Origin of the sequence: Bacillus swezeyi (assembly GCF_001969815.1) — a bacterium.
GTDB lineage: Bacteria > Bacillota > Bacilli > Bacillales > Bacillaceae > Bacillus > Bacillus swezeyi.
On record NZ_MRBK01000008.1, the window covers coordinates 21,308 to 39,196 of the forward strand.

The 17,889-nt window shown below is 44.4% G+C and carries 19 protein-coding genes; all 19 read right to left on the bottom strand.

All coding sequences use genetic code 11. The features are described 5' to 3' along the window. Positions 1 to 13: 13 nt before the first annotated feature. The 19 genes from yabQ to yabG all read right to left on the bottom strand — a co-directional run bounded on the left by yabQ (position 14) and on the right by yabG (position 17,781). Positions 14 to 640 (bottom strand): spore cortex biosynthesis protein YabQ, encoded by a 627-nt coding sequence (gene yabQ / locus BTA30_RS09435; RefSeq protein WP_076761007.1) that lies wholly within the window; start codon positions 638 to 640, stop codon positions 14 to 16. Further along, positions 637 to 945: a sporulation protein YabP gene (yabP, locus tag BTA30_RS09440; RefSeq protein WP_076761008.1), complete on the bottom strand. Its 309-nt coding sequence runs from the start codon at positions 943 to 945 to the stop codon at positions 637 to 639. Before yabP ends, yabQ begins: the two co-directional genes overlap by 4 nt. A 77-nt stretch (positions 946 to 1,022) precedes the next feature. Next, positions 1,023 to 1,286 carry an RNA-binding S4 domain-containing protein gene (locus BTA30_RS09445; RefSeq protein WP_076761009.1) on the bottom strand — a complete coding sequence of 88 codons (264 nt, stop codon included), beginning with the start codon at positions 1,284 to 1,286 and terminating at the stop codon, positions 1,023 to 1,025. Positions 1,287 to 1,292: 6 nt separating this feature from the next. After that, entirely contained in the window at positions 1,293 to 2,762 is a 1,470-nt protein-coding gene (gene yabN / locus BTA30_RS09450; protein ID WP_076761010.1) for a bifunctional methyltransferase/pyrophosphohydrolase YabN, read from the bottom strand. After that, positions 2,752 to 4,344, bottom strand: coding sequence for a putative polysaccharide biosynthesis protein (locus BTA30_RS09455; RefSeq protein WP_076761011.1), 1,593 nt, complete (start codon positions 4,342 to 4,344; stop codon positions 2,752 to 2,754). The genes yabN and BTA30_RS09455 overlap by 11 nt, the downstream gene beginning before the upstream one ends. A 226-nt stretch (positions 4,345 to 4,570) precedes the next feature. After that, entirely contained in the window at positions 4,571 to 5,107 is a 537-nt protein-coding gene (spoVT, locus tag BTA30_RS09460) for a stage V sporulation protein T (protein ID WP_076761012.1), read from the bottom strand. Positions 5,108 to 5,241: 134 nt separating this feature from the next. After that, a complete protein-coding gene (mfd, locus tag BTA30_RS09465; RefSeq protein ID WP_076761013.1) occupies positions 5,242 to 8,775 on the bottom strand; it encodes a transcription-repair coupling factor in 3,534 nt (1,177 codons plus the stop codon). A 64-nt stretch (positions 8,776 to 8,839) separates the two neighbouring features. After that, positions 8,840 to 9,070 carry an anti-sigma-F factor Fin gene (fin, locus tag BTA30_RS09470; protein ID WP_076761014.1) on the bottom strand — a complete coding sequence of 77 codons (231 nt, stop codon included), beginning with the start codon at positions 9,068 to 9,070 and terminating at the stop codon, positions 8,840 to 8,842. Positions 9,071 to 9,127: 57 nt separating this feature from the next. Further along, entirely contained in the window at positions 9,128 to 9,694 is a 567-nt protein-coding gene (gene pth / locus BTA30_RS09475; protein WP_076761015.1) for an aminoacyl-tRNA hydrolase, read from the bottom strand. 125 nt (positions 9,695 to 9,819) lie between these two features. Next, positions 9,820 to 10,422, bottom strand: a complete 603-nt coding sequence (locus BTA30_RS09480) for a 50S ribosomal protein L25/general stress protein Ctc (protein ID WP_076761016.1) — start codon at positions 10,420 to 10,422, stop codon at positions 9,820 to 9,822. Between the two features lie 80 nt (positions 10,423 to 10,502). Next, positions 10,503 to 11,456 carry a ribose-phosphate diphosphokinase gene (locus BTA30_RS09485; RefSeq protein ID WP_076761017.1) on the bottom strand — a complete coding sequence of 318 codons (954 nt, stop codon included), beginning with the start codon at positions 11,454 to 11,456 and terminating at the stop codon, positions 10,503 to 10,505. A 20-nt stretch (positions 11,457 to 11,476) separates the two neighbouring features. After that, positions 11,477 to 12,847: a bifunctional UDP-N-acetylglucosamine diphosphorylase/glucosamine-1-phosphate N-acetyltransferase GlmU gene (gene glmU / locus BTA30_RS09490; RefSeq protein ID WP_076761018.1), complete on the bottom strand. Its 1,371-nt coding sequence runs from the start codon at positions 12,845 to 12,847 to the stop codon at positions 11,477 to 11,479. A 319-nt stretch (positions 12,848 to 13,166) separates the two neighbouring features. Beyond that, positions 13,167 to 13,460: a septation regulator SpoVG gene (spoVG, locus tag BTA30_RS09495; protein WP_003178198.1), complete on the bottom strand. Its 294-nt coding sequence runs from the start codon at positions 13,458 to 13,460 to the stop codon at positions 13,167 to 13,169. Positions 13,461 to 13,639: 179 nt separating this feature from the next. Continuing rightward, the gene (gene ridA, locus BTA30_RS09500; RefSeq protein WP_076761019.1) at positions 13,640 to 14,017 is read right to left on the bottom strand and encodes a 2-iminobutanoate/2-iminopropanoate deaminase; all 378 of its coding nucleotides are present in this window, start codon (positions 14,015 to 14,017) and stop codon (positions 13,640 to 13,642) included. A 17-nt stretch (positions 14,018 to 14,034) separates the two neighbouring features. Then, the gene (purR, locus tag BTA30_RS09505; RefSeq protein ID WP_076761020.1) at positions 14,035 to 14,868 is read right to left on the bottom strand and encodes a pur operon repressor; all 834 of its coding nucleotides are present in this window, start codon (positions 14,866 to 14,868) and stop codon (positions 14,035 to 14,037) included. A gap of 56 nt (positions 14,869 to 14,924) precedes the next feature. After that, positions 14,925 to 15,794 carry a 4-(cytidine 5'-diphospho)-2-C-methyl-D-erythritol kinase gene (gene ispE, locus BTA30_RS09510; RefSeq protein ID WP_076761042.1) on the bottom strand — a complete coding sequence of 290 codons (870 nt, stop codon included), beginning with the start codon at positions 15,792 to 15,794 and terminating at the stop codon, positions 14,925 to 14,927. Between the two features lie 277 nt (positions 15,795 to 16,071). Next, positions 16,072 to 16,257, bottom strand: a complete 186-nt coding sequence (locus BTA30_RS09515) for a small, acid-soluble spore protein, alpha/beta type (protein ID WP_076761021.1) — start codon at positions 16,255 to 16,257, stop codon at positions 16,072 to 16,074. A 156-nt stretch (positions 16,258 to 16,413) separates the two neighbouring features. Beyond that, a complete protein-coding gene (gene veg / locus BTA30_RS09520; RefSeq protein WP_076761022.1) occupies positions 16,414 to 16,674 on the bottom strand; it encodes a biofilm formation stimulator Veg in 261 nt (86 codons plus the stop codon). A gap of 228 nt (positions 16,675 to 16,902) precedes the next feature. Next, the gene (gene yabG, locus BTA30_RS09525; protein WP_076761023.1) at positions 16,903 to 17,781 is read right to left on the bottom strand and encodes a sporulation peptidase YabG; all 879 of its coding nucleotides are present in this window, start codon (positions 17,779 to 17,781) and stop codon (positions 16,903 to 16,905) included. Positions 17,782 to 17,889: the final 108 nt, after the last annotated feature.

Consider the following 17,889-nt stretch of genomic DNA (forward strand, 5'->3'; position numbering starts at 1 on the left):
CAGACGGCCTCCTTCATTTTTTTAGTAATTTCGTTTTAATTGTTATGAATAGTTTCTTTCCCTTTTTGAAAAATCCTGCTCCCTTTTGTAAAAAGCGTCTCAGCATTCCCCGAATACGGGCGGGAAGAAGCCTATAGCATTGATATATTAAGAAATAAAACGGATAGCCTGCGAATTTTAAGATCTTATATAAACATACCGCAAAAAAACGAAAAAGAACATAGATATTTCTCATCAAGAACAGAATAATTGCCAAAAAGGACTGAAATGTCCACACAACAGGGCGAAATATCACCATCTGCATCATTTTTGATGTCATACGGCAGATCAAAACAAAGAAGGAGATCATCCATCCCAAGATTTTAATATAGATTTGCTTAAAAAGGCTTTGATATGCGGCAAATCCCAGCATGACCGCCAAAAAGATGTAAATTCTCAACTCTCCTTCATTTACGCTGAGCAGAACATAGAAAAAAAGGAGACCTTGTACCATCCAAAACAGCAGATCATGGATAAATAAAAGCCACCTGGCGGTTTTAGCGCGAATCACAAATCGGGTGTAGGTATCAAGGGAAGCGCCCAGCCATGCCCCCATTCCGGCCATGGCGAGCATCGTATAGAACTGTGTGGTCAGCGTCATTTAAACAACTTGCTAAAAAACCCTTTAGCTTTCTCCCCCTGCTGCTCATCCAAATAGACGAGATCAAGCACTCTTCCCTTAATGGAGACAACTCCTTTTTCCACATCCAGATTTTTCATCTGCAAGTTTTCGCCTCTGACCGCCAGCATACCCATCACGGTTTCAAGCAAAAATTCCTCATTATCAAAGCTCTCAACCTGTTTGACGCCGGAAATATCCAACAGCTTGCGGCCCTTCATCATGACGTTATGTTCCGGGACAGATGACCCGTTGGAAGGGTTATGCTGGTCATAGTATAAACTCATCTATTCATCCCCCATATCCTCATACTATAAGATTCGTTACTGCATTGTATGAGATGAGGTGTTTTTTTAGAACAAGCCTATTCCCCTCCGAGTTTCTCTTCTTTCAGGACGGTGTACATATTCGCAGCCTCTTCTTTTTTCGTCGTGTCTTTCAGTTCATTGACTTTGACAGTAACGAGTTTTTGACCGAAGCGAACCTCAAGCTCGTCTCCCGCTTTAACATCAGAGCTTGCTTTTGCCTGCTGGCCGTTGATCGAGATCCTCCCCTGATCCGCCACTTCTTTGGCAAGCGTCCGTCTTTTAATCAGTCTTGATACCTTTAGAAATTTATCAAGTCTCATGGCTTATCAGCCCCTTTCGATTTCTTTCGCTTCATTCCAGAATTCGTCCATTTCCTCAAGCGTCATGCTTTCGAGGTCCTTTCCGACGCGTTTTGCCGATTGTTCAATATGCTTGAACCGTCTGTAAAACTTGGCATTTGTCATAGTGAGCGCTTCTTCGGGCTCAATTTTATAAAACCGGCCGATGTTGACGAGAGCAAATAAAAGATCTCCGAATTCTTCTTTTATTTTTTTGCCGTCCTGTTCAGCTTCGGAAATTTCTAAAGAAAATTCTTTCATTTCTTCTTGAACTTTGTCCCAAATATCTTGAACATCAGACCAGTCAAATCCGGACTTTGCTGCTTTTTTCTGAAGCTGATTCGCTTTTGACAGAGCGGGCAGCGGCTTCGGAATATCATCGAGAAGCGATATTTTATCGGTCTGTTTTTCCTGCTTCTTAATCTCTTCCCAGTTTGCCATGACGTCGGCCTCATCATTTACTGCAGCATCCCCGAAAACATGCGGATGCCTTCTGATCATTTTCGCAGTGATTCCGCGTATGACATCATCAATGGCAAAGAGACCTTCATCTTCACCGATTTGCGCATGGAGAAGGACTTGCAGCATGACATCGCCAAGCTCTTCAACCAGATGATCAGAATCCTCTTCATCGATGGCTTCCAGCACTTCATAACACTCTTCTATTAAGTATTTTTTCAATGATTGATGAGTCTGTTTTTGATCCCAAGGGCAGCCGTTTGGTCCGCGAAGCTCCCTTATGACGCGGCGGAACATCGAAAATTCCTGATAAAGAACAGCTTCGTCTTTGACAGGAGGAACGTAAACGCTCGTCAAATTGGTGATACCGACACTTCTGTCCAGTTCATAAAGCGGCACTTTTCTGACCTCTTCTTTGCTGCTTCCCGCCGCCGTTACGATCACAACCTCATAATCATCAGGCAGCTTTTCCATCAATGTAAGCTTTACTTCGGAAGCGGTCATTTGATCATAAACCTGGCAAATAATGAGGTGATGGCAGAGCTCCACTTCATCTGCTGAAAATTGAACGGCATCAACAAATTGAAATCCTTCAATCGGATCGATCTCCAAGGCGTTAAATGTCGCATCAAGAAAACTGTGGCCGCCCTCCACCTCTACTTCCGCTTGATATATATGCTGTCTTTCAAGCAACAGCTGCACGGTTCTTTCCGCTACAAACGGATGGCCCGGAACGGCGTAGAGCACATCCCGCTTCTCTGCTTCCTGAAAAAGCCTTGCAACGATTTCTTCATAAACCTCATCGAATTGATCATGCTTTTCATAGATCTCATCAAAAAAATGAATGGTCGGAATTTCTTTTCTCAGCTCTTCTATTAATGGATGGTCTTCCGTCCGGACGTATAGCACCTCAGCTTGTGTAAGGCGCTTATAGACGCCAAGAGTTAATTGATTCATATCGCCTGCCCCGAGACCGACAACTGTTATTTTACGAGTCATTCCCGCCGCCCCTTTCTCGTTTGAATGTCAGGAGCTTGCTGCCAAAAGGTACAAGCTCGAGTTCTTTTTCTGAAAACACGCGTAATTTTAATATGCTGTACAAAAAGACTGCTCCGCCGATGAAAACCGCACTGAGGCTTTCTGCTGCCGACAGCCATCTGCTTTCATGCGGCAGCACTGTTTCAAACGCATAGAGCCAAAATGACAAGACCGCCGCCATGATGAATGCCGAGATCAAAATCCCGGAGATTCTGTATTCCGAAAGTTTGATCAAGCCCTTCCTTTTCAGCTGTAACAGGTTAAGCCCGGCGACAGCGGCGAATGCCGCGACAGTAGCCAAGGCTGCTCCGGATATACCGAGGGAAGGAATCAGCATGAAGTTGAATACAGCTTTCAGCAAAAAACCGCTGAAAACGGAGACGGCCGGAAAAAATGTATCCCCGAGACCTTGTAAAACAGCGGTGATGGTCAAAGCAAGCGACGCAAAAAAAATTGAAATACTGAACATTTGAAGCGCTGCCGTCCCTTCGCTGTTTTTAAACAGCATGACATTAACCGGCTCCAAAATGCAAATGAGGCCTACCGCCGCACCAGTGCCAATCACCAAGCTCATTTTAATTGAAGATTGGATTTTTTCTTGTGCAGCCTTGATTTCCTCCTGTTTTCTCGCTTTAGAAAGAGATGGGACAAGAGCAGTCGCAATGCTCGCCGCAAAAACGGTTCCTAATTGAAGCAGCGGCTGGCCTCTGTCATAAACACCTTTTGTATGTTTCGCCTGAAGCTCGTCCATTCCTTGTCCCGCCAGCAATGAATATAAGTTCAGCGCGTCAACAAGCTGGATGAGAATTAGCATGAGGCTGGCAGCACAGATCGTCACCGTGTACAGACAAAGCTGTTTGACAATCGTTTTCGTCTCAACACCCGCATGATGAACAGCGCGGTTTCTTTTCCTCTTTACCCAAAATGCCGCCAAGATGAAAAATGCTGTCAGGCCTCCGACCAGAGAGCCAAAGGCTGCTCCGGCTCCGGCATCATATAAAGAGTATCCGTTCTTTACAAGCCACCACGTCAAAATGAGGATGGCTGCGACACGGAAAAACTGCTCGCCGATTTGTGAAAATGCCGTCGGCAGCATCTGCTCGCTTCCTTGAAAATAGCCTCTGAATAAGGATACGAACGGGAGCAGCAAATAAGAAAACGAAACGGCGCGGATGACCTGGGCAAGCTCCGGGTCGCCCATCAGGCCTGCAATAGACGCAGCTCCGATAAAAAGAAGAAGAAAAAAAACAAGGCCGACTCCTGACACAAACAGCATAGACACGCGGAGAATCTTCCCGCGGCTGTCCGCACCGTGATCATTCAAAAGCTTGGAAATGATGACCGGAAAGCCGGATGTCGCAAGCAGCACAGATATTCCTATCATCGGATACACTTGCTGAAAAATATAAAAACCGACATCTCCCACTATATTTTGAAAAGGCACTCTATAAACAGCGCTTAATATTTTTGATAAAATTCCCGCCAATGACAACACAAAGGCGCCTTGCCAAAGAAGCCGTCTTTGGCCGTTTAAAAAGCCCATTCTGCAAGCTCCTTTCAATGCGCTTTTCATCTCTTCCTGAAAAGCACATGAAACGTGCTTATTATACCATATACCGTGCAGTTCCCTCCCTTTTTAACCGCCAACTAAAAAAAAGAACAGCCCAAAAGGGTGCTGTTCCGACTGGTTGATACGATATTCCGGGCGTGTTAAACACTTCGGCATTCCTGCCTGAACGGCAGGAATGTCCAAATAAAAGGAATGAGACCTATTGTTCCATTTGACGCGCCAGGAAACCGGCGGCAGTTTCGACTGCTTTATGTTCCACTTCACCAATTGACTGGTCTTTAGAAAAAATCACGACAGCTCCGATCGGATCACCGTTTGCAACAATCGGGCCCACTGTATAAGATGCGACTTCTTCGTCAATGCCGTCAATCAGCTGGATCGTCTTCGCATCCCCGTCCAACACGGAGTTTCGCTGGTCCATCGCTTTTTCTACCATATCGCTGATGGACTTGTTTAAGTAGTCTTTTTTGGAGCTTCCCGATACTGCGATATACACGTCACGGTCGCAGATCAGTACAGAATGCCCTAAACTGTCATAAAGCGCGTCTGCGTATTCTTTAGCAAAATCGCCAAGCTCGCTGATAGGAGAATATTTTTTTAAAATAACCTCCCCATCCCGATCCACGAATATTTCTAAAGGGTCCCCCTCACGAATACGCAAGGTTCTTCGTATTTCCTTCGGGATCACGACCCGGCCTAAATCATCAATCCGACGTACAATACCAGTTGCTTTCATCTGTGCTGCCTCTCTTTCATTTGATGATATATCTGGTGGATGTAACAGAGCTGTGTACTTGAAACACTCTCCACTCTTGATTGATTTTAGTATCCTTCACATCAAATGTAATATACGTGAGTAACAACAAAAATTTACGATGAAGCAATGGTTTGTTTTTTAACGTCTTGCAAGCCTTTTAAAATCTCAAGCAGCGTCTCCAGCCACTCTTCAGGTTTGCGGTTTTTCACCTGAATCGAGATTTTGAGTTTCTTGCCTTCCATTCCAAGACCGATCTGCCTGCCGTATTTGCTGCCGAGTTCAAACAGCTTTTGTCCATCGATTTCAGAGCTTGCCTTTTCGTCGATCGTCAGTCTGACGGCTTCTTTCTCCTGCTTAATCAGCTCGACGCGCTCTCTGATGGCATATACCTTCATTTCTGCAATCGCAAATAAATACTCGACTTCTTTCGGGTACTCGCCGAAACGGTCGATCATTTCATCCTGCAGCTCGCTTTTTTCTTCAGCGGTTGCAACGGATCTGAATCGTTTATACATATCTATTTTTTGCTTGCCGTCCGTCACATAGGTCTGCGGAATATACGCATCAAGCTCCAAATCGATTTCCGGTTCAAACTTTTCAGCTTGCGGCACATCACCCTTGCGCGCTTCAATCGCTTCCTTGAGCATTTGCGAGTATAAATCAAACCCGACGGAATCGATAAACCCGTGCTGTTGTGCACCTAGAAGGTTGCCGGCTCCGCGTATCGTCAAGTCGCGCATGGCGATCTTGAAACCAGACCCGAGTTCAGTGAATTCCTTAATAGCCTGAAGTCTTTTTTCAGCCACTTCTGTCAGGACTTTGTCTTTTCGATACGTAAAATAGGCGTAAGCTACCCGATTAGAGCGTCCGACACGGCCTCTCAGCTGATACAGCTGTGAAAGGCCCATTTTGTCGGCATCGTACACAATTAACGTATTGACGTTTGGAATATCGACGCCGGTTTCAATAATTGTCGTACTGACGAGAACATCTGATTCTCCCTCTAAAAAGTTCAGCATAACCGATTCAAGTTCGTTTTCTGTCATTTTCCCATGGGCATACGCCACCTTGGCATCAGGCACAAGCATTGAAATTTCTTCAGCTTTTCTTTCAATGTCCTCGACCCGATTGTACAAGAAGTATACTTGGCCGCCTCTGGCGAGCTCTCGTTCTATCGCTTCCCTCACCAGCGCCCCGTTGTATTCGACAACATATGTCTGAACGGGAAAGCGGTTTTCCGGAGGGGTTTCGATCACTGACAAATCCCTGACTCCAAGCATGGACATATGAAGGGTTCGGGGTATTGGAGTCGCCGTCAAAGTCAGCACATCGACATTCGCTTTGATTCGTTTAATTTTTTCCTTATGTGTGACTCCGAACCTTTGTTCTTCATCAATGATGAGCAAGCCCAGATCTTTGTACACGACATCCTTTGACAAAAGCCTGTGGGTTCCGATTACAATATCGATCGTGCCGTTCTTCAGGCCTTTAATCGTTTCAGTCGCTTCTTTTCTAGTCCGGAACCGGCTGAGCAGGCCGATGTTAACCGGATAATCCTGGAATCTCTCCAATATTGTTTCATAATGCTGCTGGGCCAAAATAGTAGTCGGTACAAGGATAGCCACCTGCTTTCCATCTGCAATCGCTTTAAAGGCGCCACGGATAGCAACCTCTGTCTTGCCGTACCCGACATCTCCGCAAAGCAGCCGGTCCATCGGCCGTTCTTTTTCCATATCTTTTTTAATTTCATGAATCGATCTCAGCTGGTCCTCTGTTTCTTGATAAGGAAAAGCGGCTTCAAATTCGCGCTGCATTTCGTGGTCTGGAGAAAAGGCATAACCTTTGCTTGCTTCTCTTTCCGCATAGAGCTTAATCAAATCGTCTGCGATATCCTGAACAGATGTTTCAACCTTTTTCTTGACCCGCTTCCATTCGCTTCCTCCCAGTTTGTACAGCTTCGGTTCTTTGCCTTCTGAACCGACATATTTCTGAACCTGGTCGATTTGATCAACGGGCACGTAAAGTTTATCGCTTCCCTGGTAATGAATGTTCAGGTAATCCTTGTGGATGCCGTTGATTTCAAGCGTTTCGATGCCTAAATATTTTCCGATTCCATGGTTGACGTGGACGACATAATCACCGACCTGCAATTCTGAGTAGCTTTTGATTCTTTCTGCATTTGTCAGCTTTTGTTTGCGCGCCTGCTTTTTTACGCGTTTCTTAAACAATTCTTCCTCGGTGATGACAGCCAGCTTCATCAGAGGAAGCTCAAAACCCGATTGAAGGCCGCCTTCCATGATGTAGATTTGTCCTTGGGCAAGCGCCGCGTCTTGATCTGCTTGCGCAGCTTCTATGTCATAATCCGACAGAACCGATGCGAGCTTTTCGACGCGCTCCCGGCTGTCCCCTAGAAAAACGGTCGTGTATTTGGATTTTTTAAACCGTTCAATCTCGTTTTTGAGCACATTCATCTGACCGTGAAAGCTTTGCATTTGTTTGCTGGAAACATTCACGATGTTTTGCGGACTTGTATGCTGAACATGCCTCAAAAACAGCGAATAGTACAAAATCGGGCGAGACTGTGTCGAGATGAGATTGTGAAAAGGGAATGACATGGACATGTCATGAAGAATTTTGCCTTCTTCAAGAAGACTCGTGATCCATTCAGCCTCTTCCTTTTGCAGCTGGTCTTCCATTTCGTGAACACGGCTGATCTCATCCAGTATGAGCAGAGTATTTTTCGGGAAATAATCTAGCAAACTAGCAGGATTCTCATAGAAATAAGAAATGTATTTGACCATTTCCTGGCCAATGTTTCCTTCCGTGAGCCGCTCTTTGTCCTCCGCTATATTTTGATGGAGGATTTCTTTTTGTTTATCCAGCTTCAGTTTCTTAAGACTGCTGGCAAGGCCTTTCTCCATTTGCTCAAGCGCCCTTTGCCGATCTTCTTCCCGTACGATCAGCTCCTTTGCCGGGCCGATCTCCACTGTATCGCGCGTCTCCAGAGAGCGCTGATCATCCGTATTGAAAATGCGAATTGAATCGATCTCAGTATCAAACAGTTCTATGCGGATAGGGTTGTCTTCTGTCAATGAGTAGACATCGATAATGCCCCCGCGAATGCTGAATTCCCCGGGAGCTGCAACCATATCGGTCCGTTCATATCCAATTTGAACGAGGGTCTGAATCAGTTTTTCCGGATCGATTTCCCGGCCGGTTTCAATTTGGATCTGGCTCTCCTTCCAAACCTCCGCAGGAGGCAGCATTCTTCTGACAGCCGCTGCGGGCGCAACCACGATCGGTGCTTCCCCGCTTGAAAGCCTATTTAACACATCCAGTCTTTGCGAACGCAGCTCAGGGCTCGCAACCGCAATTTCCGATGAAATCAATTCATTGACAGGATATAAAAGGACAGGCTGATCGTTTATCAGCCCTGTTAAATCGTCTGTAATTTTTTGAGCCTGATAAAGGTTATGTGTAATTAAAAATAACGGCCGTTTAATTTCTTTTGAAAGAGCGGCTGTAAATAATGAGCGGGCAGATCCGGAGAGCCCCGCAAGCAGCTGCTCCTTCAGCCCTTCGTTCAAACCGTTCACGATGGATTTAAAATCATCGCTTTTTGTAATGTAGGATTGAATATTGTTCAAATGAGCCCCTCCTCTCTTCCTCAAATAGAAAAATGCTTTGGTCTAGTCTCTACACCAAAGCTTTTTATTGAATAAATGATTGATATTGATGATAATCCGGGTTTCGTTCCAGCGCTTCCTGACAATCTTCACATATCGTCATGACGTGTAAATCCCCATTATCTTTATAAGAAATCATATCGTTTCTTTCCTCATTTGTTAAGTGATGAAACCCCAATTGTTCACTATTGACATAAGAATGGTCAAGACTTCCTACTTTCACGCCGCAATGACGGCAGTAATAATGCAAAGCCATAAAGGAACCTCCCATAGCCAGTCTTTTTAAGACTAGTATGTTCTGTTCCTAATCGTCTTATACCTTTGCATTAAATTCATTCATGACTTCTAAAAATGGTTTATCCAGAGAAGCTTCACATGCATTGACCGATTTTCGGACAGCTTCCTGTACAGCCGGTTCTTCTTCTGACGTAAAAGCGCCCAGGACATAATCCGTTATCTTCATGCCGTTTACCGGTCGGCCTATTCCGATTCTGATTCGGTTAAAATCCGATGTCCCAAGATGCTGAATCATCGATTTAATACCGTTGTGCCCTCCGGCGCTTCCTCTCGTCCTCAGACGGATTTTTCCGGTCGGAAGATCCAAATCATCATAAATCACTTTCATATTCTCAACAGGGATCTCGTAATAGTCCATAAGCGGCCTCAAACATTCTCCCGATAAGTTCATATATGTAAGCGGCTTAACAAGTAGAACCTTTTTGCCGGAAACAAATCCAATTCCATATTGTCCGTTGAATTTTGTTTTATCAAGGGCAATGTTCCATTCCTTGGAAAGTTCATCGATCGTCATAAACCCTACATTATGCCTCGTTTTTTCGTATGTTTTTCCCGGATTGCCCAAACCTGCAAACAAAAGCATTGTATATCCTCCCTTAATCAAAACCCTGCCTCAGGCATACCTGAGGGGAGCGTCCTAATTCCCCTCATTCTAGCACAAAAGACGTAACCGCGGGAGGGTTACGCCTTAGGTATTTATTCGTTTTTTTACTCTTCTGGTTCCTCAACTTCTTGAGCTGCTGATTCGGCTTCCGTTTCCTCTTGCTTTTGGGGAGGGAGAATGGATGCAACGACTTCATCAGGCTCATGATTGAATGAATAATCACCTTTTGCCGGAATGTCGCCAACGGTTAGAACATCATTAACTTCGAGACGAGAAATGTCCGCCTCAATCGTTTGCGGGATGCTCTTCGGCTTTGCAGTAATAGAAAGTTCGTAGAGCGGCTGCTGAAGTACGCCGCCCTGCTTGATACCCTCGGCTTCACCCGTTAGATTAACAGGGACGGCTGCTTCCATTTCCGCTTCCATATCAACCACTTTGAAATCAGCATGTACAATTGCATCTTTCAGTGGGTCTGTTTGTATTTCAGTCACCATGACAGAGTGCCGTTCACCATTGATATCCAAACTGATAATCGTATTTTTCCCCTCATTGCGCAAGACTTTTAAAAGCTCAATACTATCCAGTGCAACAGACTTATTCTCCAAGTTTTTTCCGTAAATCACGCCAGGCACAAATCCCGATAACCGGATTTTCCTTAAAGAGGAACGTTTGTCGTCCGTTCTTTCTTCCGCTTTTAAAATTGCCATACTCAGCACCATCCCATCGTTAGATTGGTCTTCCTAAAACCATACCCATAACGACAAAACTTTAAACCAGAATCGCCAAATTAATCGAACAGGAAGCTGACAGATTGTTTTTCATGCACGCGAATGATGGCTTCCGCCAATAGCGGTGCGACAGAAAGCTGTTTGAACTTCTCGATTTTCTTTTCTTCCGGCAGCTCGATGCTGTTTGTCACAACAAGCTCTTTTATTTTGGAATTATTGATTCTTTCAATTGCCGGACCTGACAGAACAGGATGCGTACAGCAAGCATACACTTCAGATGCACCGCTTTCGATGAGCGCATTGGCTGCCAATGTAATCGTTCCTGCCGTATCGATAATATCATCAATTAAAATAGCCGTTTTCCCTTCAATATGTCCGATAATATTCATAACCTCAGCTACATTCGGCTTCGGACGGCGTTTATCGATAATCGCAATCGGAGCTTTCAAGCGGTCTGCCAGCTTACGGGTCCGCGTTACCCCGCCGTGGTCAGGAGACACAATAACAATATCGTTCAAATTTTTCTCTTCAAAATAACTTCCTAAAATCGGAACACCCATTAAATGGTCGATCGGTATATCGAAGAAACCTTGAATTTGCGGCGCGTGCAGATCAAGGGCAATCACCCTGGTAGCACCGGCTGTTTCGAGCAGATTCGCCACCAATTTAGCAGTGATCGGCTCACGTGAACGCGCTTTTCGATCTTGACGGGCATAGCCGTAGTAAGGCATCACGATATTAATCGTTTTAGCAGAGGCGCGTTTCAGTGCATCAACCATAATTAAAAGCTCCATAATATGTTCATTAACGGGAGCGCTTGTAGATTGAATGACGTAGCAGTCGCAGCCGCGGATGCTTTCTTCAATATTGATTTGAACTTCACCGTCGCTAAAGCGTTTAACAGAACTCTTTCCCAGCTCCACTCCTACGATATCTGCGATTTCTTTCGCAAGTTCCGGATTTGAGTTTAAGGAAAAAATCTTCAAATTGTCGTCTTCGTATTGATTAGACATGGTAAACCTCCGATTTAGGATTATTTTTTGTGTTTATTCTTAGCGTAGTCTTCCTTGTTGACTTGTCTTGCTCTAGCAATAGACAAAGCCCGGCCGGGTACATCGTCTGTTATGGTTGAACCCGCAGCTACGTAGGCGCCCTGGCCAATTGTAACAGGAGCGATCAAATTGGAGTTGCAGCCTACAAATGCTCCATCCTCAATTTTGGTTGTAAATTTATTTTTCCCGTCATAATTAACGGTAATCGAACCACAGCCGAGATTAACATCCGTTCCGATTTCCGCGTCCCCTATGTAGCTTAAATGAGATGCTTTGCTGCGATCTCCGAATTGTGATTTTTTCACTTCTACGAAATTGCCGATCCTTACCTCATTGCCGATTTTCGAGTCAGGTCTGATGTGAGCAAACGGACCGATTGTCACATCGTCGCCCACTTCACTATTCACGACAACGGACTGTTTGATCACCGTCCGGCTTCCAATCGTACTGTTTTCCAATTCGCTGTTTTGTCCGATTATCGTATCCTCGCCGATGACAACGCGGCCTTTAATCATCGTTCCAGGATAAATGACAGTATCCCGGCCGATGACGGCTTCCGGTGAAATGTATGTGTTGAGAGGATCGATTAAGCTGACGCCGTTTTGCATGTGACGTTTATTGATGCGCTGCTTCATGTAAGCTTCAGCTTGAGAAAGGGCGACCCTGTCATTGACTCCGAGTGTTTCTTGGAAGTGATCAGTCTGATAAGCGGCAACAGTTTCACCTTGATTCTTTAAGATTTCAATCACATCAGGAAGGTAGTATTCCCCTTGGACATTATCATTTGATACCTGCTCTATCGTCTCGAAAAGAGCTTGATTATCAAAACAGTAAGTTCCCGTGTTGATTTCTTTGACAAGACGTTCCTCATCTGTTGCATCTTTATGTTCGACAATTTTTGCAACATCGCCGTTTTCATTGCGGATGATGCGTCCATAGCCTGTCGGATCTTCTGCAACTGCCGTCAAAATCGTGACCTTTGCTGCTTTTTCCTGATGCTCCCGGAGCATCGCTTCCATTGTCTCAGCCGTTAACAGCGGAGTATCTCCGCAAATGACGATCGTCGTTCCCTTTTCGCCCGCAAGAATTGATTTGGCTTGCTTAACAGCGTGTGCCGTACCGAGCTGTTCAGCTTGAAGGGCATATTCACTCTTTTCCCCGAGCTGTTTTTTGACATCTTCTGCACCATGTCCGACAATTGTGACAAGTTTAGCCAATGATAGCTTACGAGCTTCATCGACAACATGTTCGACCATCGGCTTTCCGCAAACAGGATGAAGAACTTTATATAACTTTGATTTCATTCTTGTTCCTTGACCAGCTGCTAATACAACTGCAAACCGCTTATCCATTTATTGGCCTCCATTATCCCTATTATCCATAGAAAAATATATCCTAAATATGAGTTGATTTCAAGCAAGCCAAAAAGAGAAATCAGCAAATGAAGGCGACAAATTTTAGATGTTTTAGAACATATCTGGAATTCTGCAATTGAGCAGGTTCCTCAGCTTTTCATGTCAGCCCGCTGGCCAAAAGCTGTGTTCTCAACTCTTCAATTGTGCTTTTCGCCCATTTACTGATATACGCTTGAAACAACCATATATTGTAATTTAATTATTATACCATCATTTTTTTCAAAACAAAAAGGGCTTATTCATAAGCCCTTCTTTTTTAAGAAGCTCCCGCTTCTTCATATTCTATTTCCTCAACGTCACCCAAACGATGATATTCATTTAACACCGCGTCCTGAATTTTTCCGCGGGTGCTTGAGTTGATTGGATGAGCGATATCACGAAATTCTCCATCAGGTGTACGCTTACTTGGCATCGCAACGAAAAGACCATTGTTTCCATCAATTACACGAATGTCATGCACGACAAATTCGTGATCCAGCGTGATGGATGCAATCGCTCTCATGCGACCATCGGTATTCACGCGGCGTAATCTTACGTCGGTAACTTCCACAGTAGTTCACCACCTTTTCCCAATATAAAAACATTAGTGTAATTATTCAACGGTTTTTTCTGTTTTCCTGCATAATTAAAAATATTTTTCTAATATTGGGATAAAAACACACTGTATTGTCAAAATTTCCAACAAAAAAAGATGATTTTGATATACAAAACCACCTTTTCATCATTCATCTATTTCACGAGGGCAATGATTTCTATTTCAACTAATGCATCTTTCGGGAGACGCGCCACCTCTACACATGATCTTGCCGGTTTATGCGTATTGAAGTACTGGCCGTAGACCTCATTAACCTCAGCAAATTGACTCATATCAGCCAAAAACACAGTCGCTTTCACAACGGTTTCAAGTGAGGCGCCCGCTTCTTTCAGCACAGCTTTTAAATTGCGGAAAACCTGGTGCGTCTGTTCAGTGATGTCTCCGTCCACCATTTCACCTGACGGAGTCAAAGGAATCTGCCCTGAGCTGTAAAACATGTTATTAACAATAATCCCTTGCGAATAGGGTCCAATCGCTTCCGGTGCTTCTTTTGTCTGAACAACCTTTGTCATCTCAAACTCCCCCATCTTTATTCATTTTCTTTAAAAAAACGCTGAAAGTTTCCGTTTTGTATTTCTACGACCTTTTCCTTTATATCGATTTCTGAAAGGGTAAGAAGTGACATATACTCATCAACCAGCCGCTCCTTCACTCCCTGAGCTTCAACAAGGACTCCGATTCCTGCAACATGCGCATTGAATTCATCCAGCAGATTGATCATGCCGTTGATCGTACCGCCCGCTTTCATAAAATCGTCGATAATTAAAACGTTTGAACCCGTCTTTAAGCTGCGTTTTGCAAGCGACATCGTCTGTATGCGGTTGGATGAACCTGAAACATAATTGATGCTGACCGTTGAACCTTCTGTAACCTTGTTGTCCTTTCTGACGACGACAGTGGGCACATCTAAATAACTCGCCACCGCATATGCCAGAGGAATTCCTTTCGTGGCCACCGTCATGACCACATCGATTTCCCTGTCTGAAAAAGCGGAAGCAAAAATCTTGCCGGCCTTCGTTAATATAGAAGGCTTTCCGAGGACATCGGTCAAATATAAATAGCCGCCGGGAAGAATGCGTTCCGGATCGATCAATGACTCCCCGAGTGTCTTGACAAACCCCTCTGCTTCATCAACCTTTACCTTTGGAATGTATTTAACGCCGCCCGCTGCACCCGGTACTGTCTGCAGCGTCCCGATTCCTTGCTGCTCAAATGTCTGCTTAATAATGGTCAAATCTTCACTAATGGATGATTTAGCAGATTGATACCGTTCTGAAAAGAAGGTTAATGGCACTAAGACATGCGGATGGGCCAACAAATAATTTGTCAGATCCACCAATCTGCCGCTTCGACGAAACTTCATGCACTTACCTCCAAAATCCGAATATTTTTAAGAATAATATAACTTAACATACGGATTTAATCAAGGTCATTTTGTTCTCCGATCATCCGGACAGCATATACCTGATCGCAAAACCCTCTTAACCCGTTATATATTCTTTGCACTTTTGATTCATATTGCACCAGCCCGAACACCGTCGGACCGCTTCCGCTCATGAGCACAGCGTCAGCTCCAAAGCGTTTCATCTGATTTTTAATCATCGCTACTTCAGGGTGCATGTTTAATGTAACAGACTCGAGAACATTTCCGAGTTTATCACACATCTTATGGAAATTTTTCTCTTCGATTGCAGAAATCATACCTTGAACATCCGGATGTTCGATTTTGTGAAGCTTTAGCTGTCTGTACACCTCTGCGGTTGATACGCCGATCGTCGGCTTTGCCAGTACGACCCAGCAGTGTGGCGGTGTCTCAATATGCTGAATTTTTTCTCCCCGCCCAGTTGCCAGAGCCGTTCCGCCGTGAACGCAAAATGACACATCAGAGCCGATTTCTGCGCCAAGTTCGGCCAGTTCATGCACAGAAAGCTTCAGATCCCACAGGCGGTTCAGACCTCTAAGGACAGCCGCCGCATCACTGCTTCCCCCTGCAAGCCCCGCAGCCACAGGAATGACTTTCGTAATGAAAATTGAAACACCTTTTGTCAGGCCGAAGCGTTTTTTCATGAGCATCGCAGCCTGATAGGCTAGGTTTCGCTGATCGTCCGGAACAAAACGGTTATGTGAAGAAACCGTTACTTTATCTTCTGCCAGCTCCGTTAATTCAATCCGATCCGCTAAATCAATTGTCGTCATCACCATCTCAACTTCATGATACCCATCAGAACGTTTGCGGCGAACGTCGAGCGACAAATTAATTTTAGCCGGCGCCTTCTCTAAAATACGCAATCCATTCACCTACTTCTCCATCTAAACATAAGTATCCACATTGTAACATATTTTGAAGTAGAGGACGTACAAATGCATGAGGTGCGGCAGGTCGCCGCCTTTTAGCATATGGTCCTATTCCGTAAGTACGAATCCATGCGCTCGTGCGTCCTCATAAACACAGTTTATTTCGCGTAAAATCAGCCGGCTGACCGCACAGAGAACGGTTCACAGCCTTCAAGCATACCGTTGATGATCAAAAAACGGAGGACGCGCTTGTCCTCCGTTTGTCACTGTTTTATTGATTTTCTTGATTTTGAGCCATATGCTGTTCAGCTAATTCAATGGCCCTCTTCACCATATTACCGGCGTCTCTGGCCCGAATTCCGCCCCAGCCCTCGGTTTTTACCGTATCGTAAAAGCCAAGATCTTTAGCCAATTCATTTTTGAATTCCTCTGACATGATGCTTCGTCGTCTGCCCATACGAAACAGCCCCTTTCAAGTATCATACCATTCGTCTGACTCATCATAAAACAAGTGACATTTATTAGCTTTGCTTTATCTCCTCAGAACTTGCCCGAAAAATATTGGATAAAAAAAGACAAAACAAAAAGCAGTAAACATGTTGTCTACTGCTTATTAAAGGGCCACTGAGCTCGGTTTATCGTCAGAAAATCTTAACTCAACCGTCTCAGTAAGGATATCTGCATAACTGTATGAAACTCTTTCAAACGAATTCTCGTCTTGGTCTAGTTGTATCACAAAAACAGAAGGGTACGTCTCAGCTAAAATGCCCGAACGCTCAATCGTTTTTCGGCGGCCACCGTTTGCTTTTAACGTCAGCCTTTTTCCTAAATGTCCATCAAGCGATCTTTTAATATCGGACAATGTTTTCGCCATTGCATCCACCTCACTATAGTCATTATACACTAGGAGCCCATTTTTGTCAAATAAAATTTAAATTATATCAACGTTTATAAGCCCCTGTCAATAAAATATTTGTGACAAATTATACGTCAACTTTCCCTTATTTTCCTCAATTTTCGTTCAGTTATGTATGCTTTTTAAAAAAAGGGAAAATTTTTTCAGCGAAAAAAGCGAAAACCCGCCGGCAGCGGGCGGGCTTAATTATGTGTTTTCGTTTTTATACGGCATTCCGATTCTTAGAACGCCGCGGGTTTCAATACCTCCTAGACCCTTCTCCCTCGTTAAAGTATTCCTGAGCACCTCCCAAACGTTAATGCGGTCCATAAACGGAGTGAAGCTGATTTTTGCGACAATATAGACCGGATCAAGCGCATGGATGTTGACTCTTGACGGAGAGCTGGCAAAATTCGCCCCGGCTCTGATCAATGATTCAAAATGGGACTGGCACGCCCCGGCAAAAATGACAAGCTGATCAAGATGGGGAATTTTTTTTCTCGCTTTTTGAACGGTTTCGATAAAATCTTTGGAATGCCTGTAAGCATCCAGATTGTCAATGTCCCCTTTCTGTTTTGAATAGGCATCATGTCCGGTGATGACGAGGAGATCTGGCCGATATTCATCAATAAGCTCCTCAATGACGGAAGACATTTTCTTTTCATAGCAATGTATCCCGTATACAGGAACTCCGATCTTTTCATACAATGCCAGGCACTTTTTCAAATAAGCCGAATCTCCATCTAAATGCAATACCCTTCCAGGCATATGAAAATACTGCTGCTGGTTGTTATATTGGTTAGTGGCACGGTATTCATGTTTGTCACGAAGAAGCTTATAATCCTGGCGAAGCAGGTCGAGGGATTCCTTCATTTTTGTTTCTTCTTCCCTTTTTCTCATCTGCCGCTCAGCCTCGCGTACAATCTCCAGGTCTGCCAAATGCGCATCAGCGATTAATCTGACCTCATCTCCGTGCAAAACGGCTATAGCATCTCCTTCTACCGATTGATCAATTCGTATGATTCGAAATAATATATCTCTTCGATAAGATTTTCTTACTACCATATCGCCTATTTTAAATTGCATGCTTTTCACTCCACACATAGACTAAGCCCCATATAATGAATGGAAACAGTAAATAAAGGTGCTTCTTTAGCCTATGTACCTGCCGTTCAAGAGGTGACCAGCTGACAA

Coding starts and splice junctions, on each gene's coding strand:
- yabQ (WP_076761007.1), bottom strand. CDS start 640: ATGACGCTGACCACACAGTTCTATACGATGCTCGCCATGGCCGGAATG.
- yabP (WP_076761008.1), bottom strand. CDS start 945: ATGAGTTTATACTATGACCAGCATAACCCTTCCAACGGGTCATCTGTC.
- BTA30_RS09445 (WP_076761009.1), bottom strand. CDS start 1,286: ATGAGACTTGATAAATTTCTAAAGGTATCAAGACTGATTAAAAGACGG.
- yabN (WP_076761010.1), bottom strand. CDS start 2,762: ATGACTCGTAAAATAACAGTTGTCGGTCTCGGGGCAGGCGATATGAAT.
- BTA30_RS09455 (WP_076761011.1), bottom strand. CDS start 4,344: ATGGGCTTTTTAAACGGCCAAAGACGGCTTCTTTGGCAAGGCGCCTTT.
- spoVT (WP_076761012.1), bottom strand. CDS start 5,107: ATGAAAGCAACTGGTATTGTACGTCGGATTGATGATTTAGGCCGGGTC.
- fin (WP_076761014.1), bottom strand. CDS start 9,070: ATGGCTTTGCATTATTACTGCCGTCATTGCGGCGTGAAAGTAGGAAGT.
- pth (WP_076761015.1), bottom strand. CDS start 9,694: ATGCTTTTGTTTGCAGGTTTGGGCAATCCGGGAAAAACATACGAAAAA.
- BTA30_RS09480 (WP_076761016.1), bottom strand. CDS start 10,422: ATGGCAATTTTAAAAGCGGAAGAAAGAACGGACGACAAACGTTCCTCT.
- BTA30_RS09485 (WP_076761017.1), bottom strand. CDS start 11,456: ATGTCTAATCAATACGAAGACGACAATTTGAAGATTTTTTCCTTAAAC.
- glmU (WP_076761018.1), bottom strand. CDS start 12,847: ATGGATAAGCGGTTTGCAGTTGTATTAGCAGCTGGTCAAGGAACAAGA.
- ridA (WP_076761019.1), bottom strand. CDS start 14,017: ATGACAAAGGTTGTTCAGACAAAAGAAGCACCGGAAGCGATTGGACCC.
- purR (WP_076761020.1), bottom strand. CDS start 14,868: ATGAAGTTTCGTCGAAGCGGCAGATTGGTGGATCTGACAAATTATTTG.
- BTA30_RS09515 (WP_076761021.1), bottom strand. CDS start 16,257: ATGGGCAGACGACGAAGCATCATGTCAGAGGAATTCAAAAATGAATTG.
- veg (WP_076761022.1), bottom strand. CDS start 16,674: ATGGCGAAAACATTGTCCGATATTAAAAGATCGCTTGATGGACATTTA.
- yabG (WP_076761023.1), bottom strand. CDS start 17,781: ATGCAATTTAAAATAGGCGATATGGTAGTAAGAAAATCTTATCGAAGA.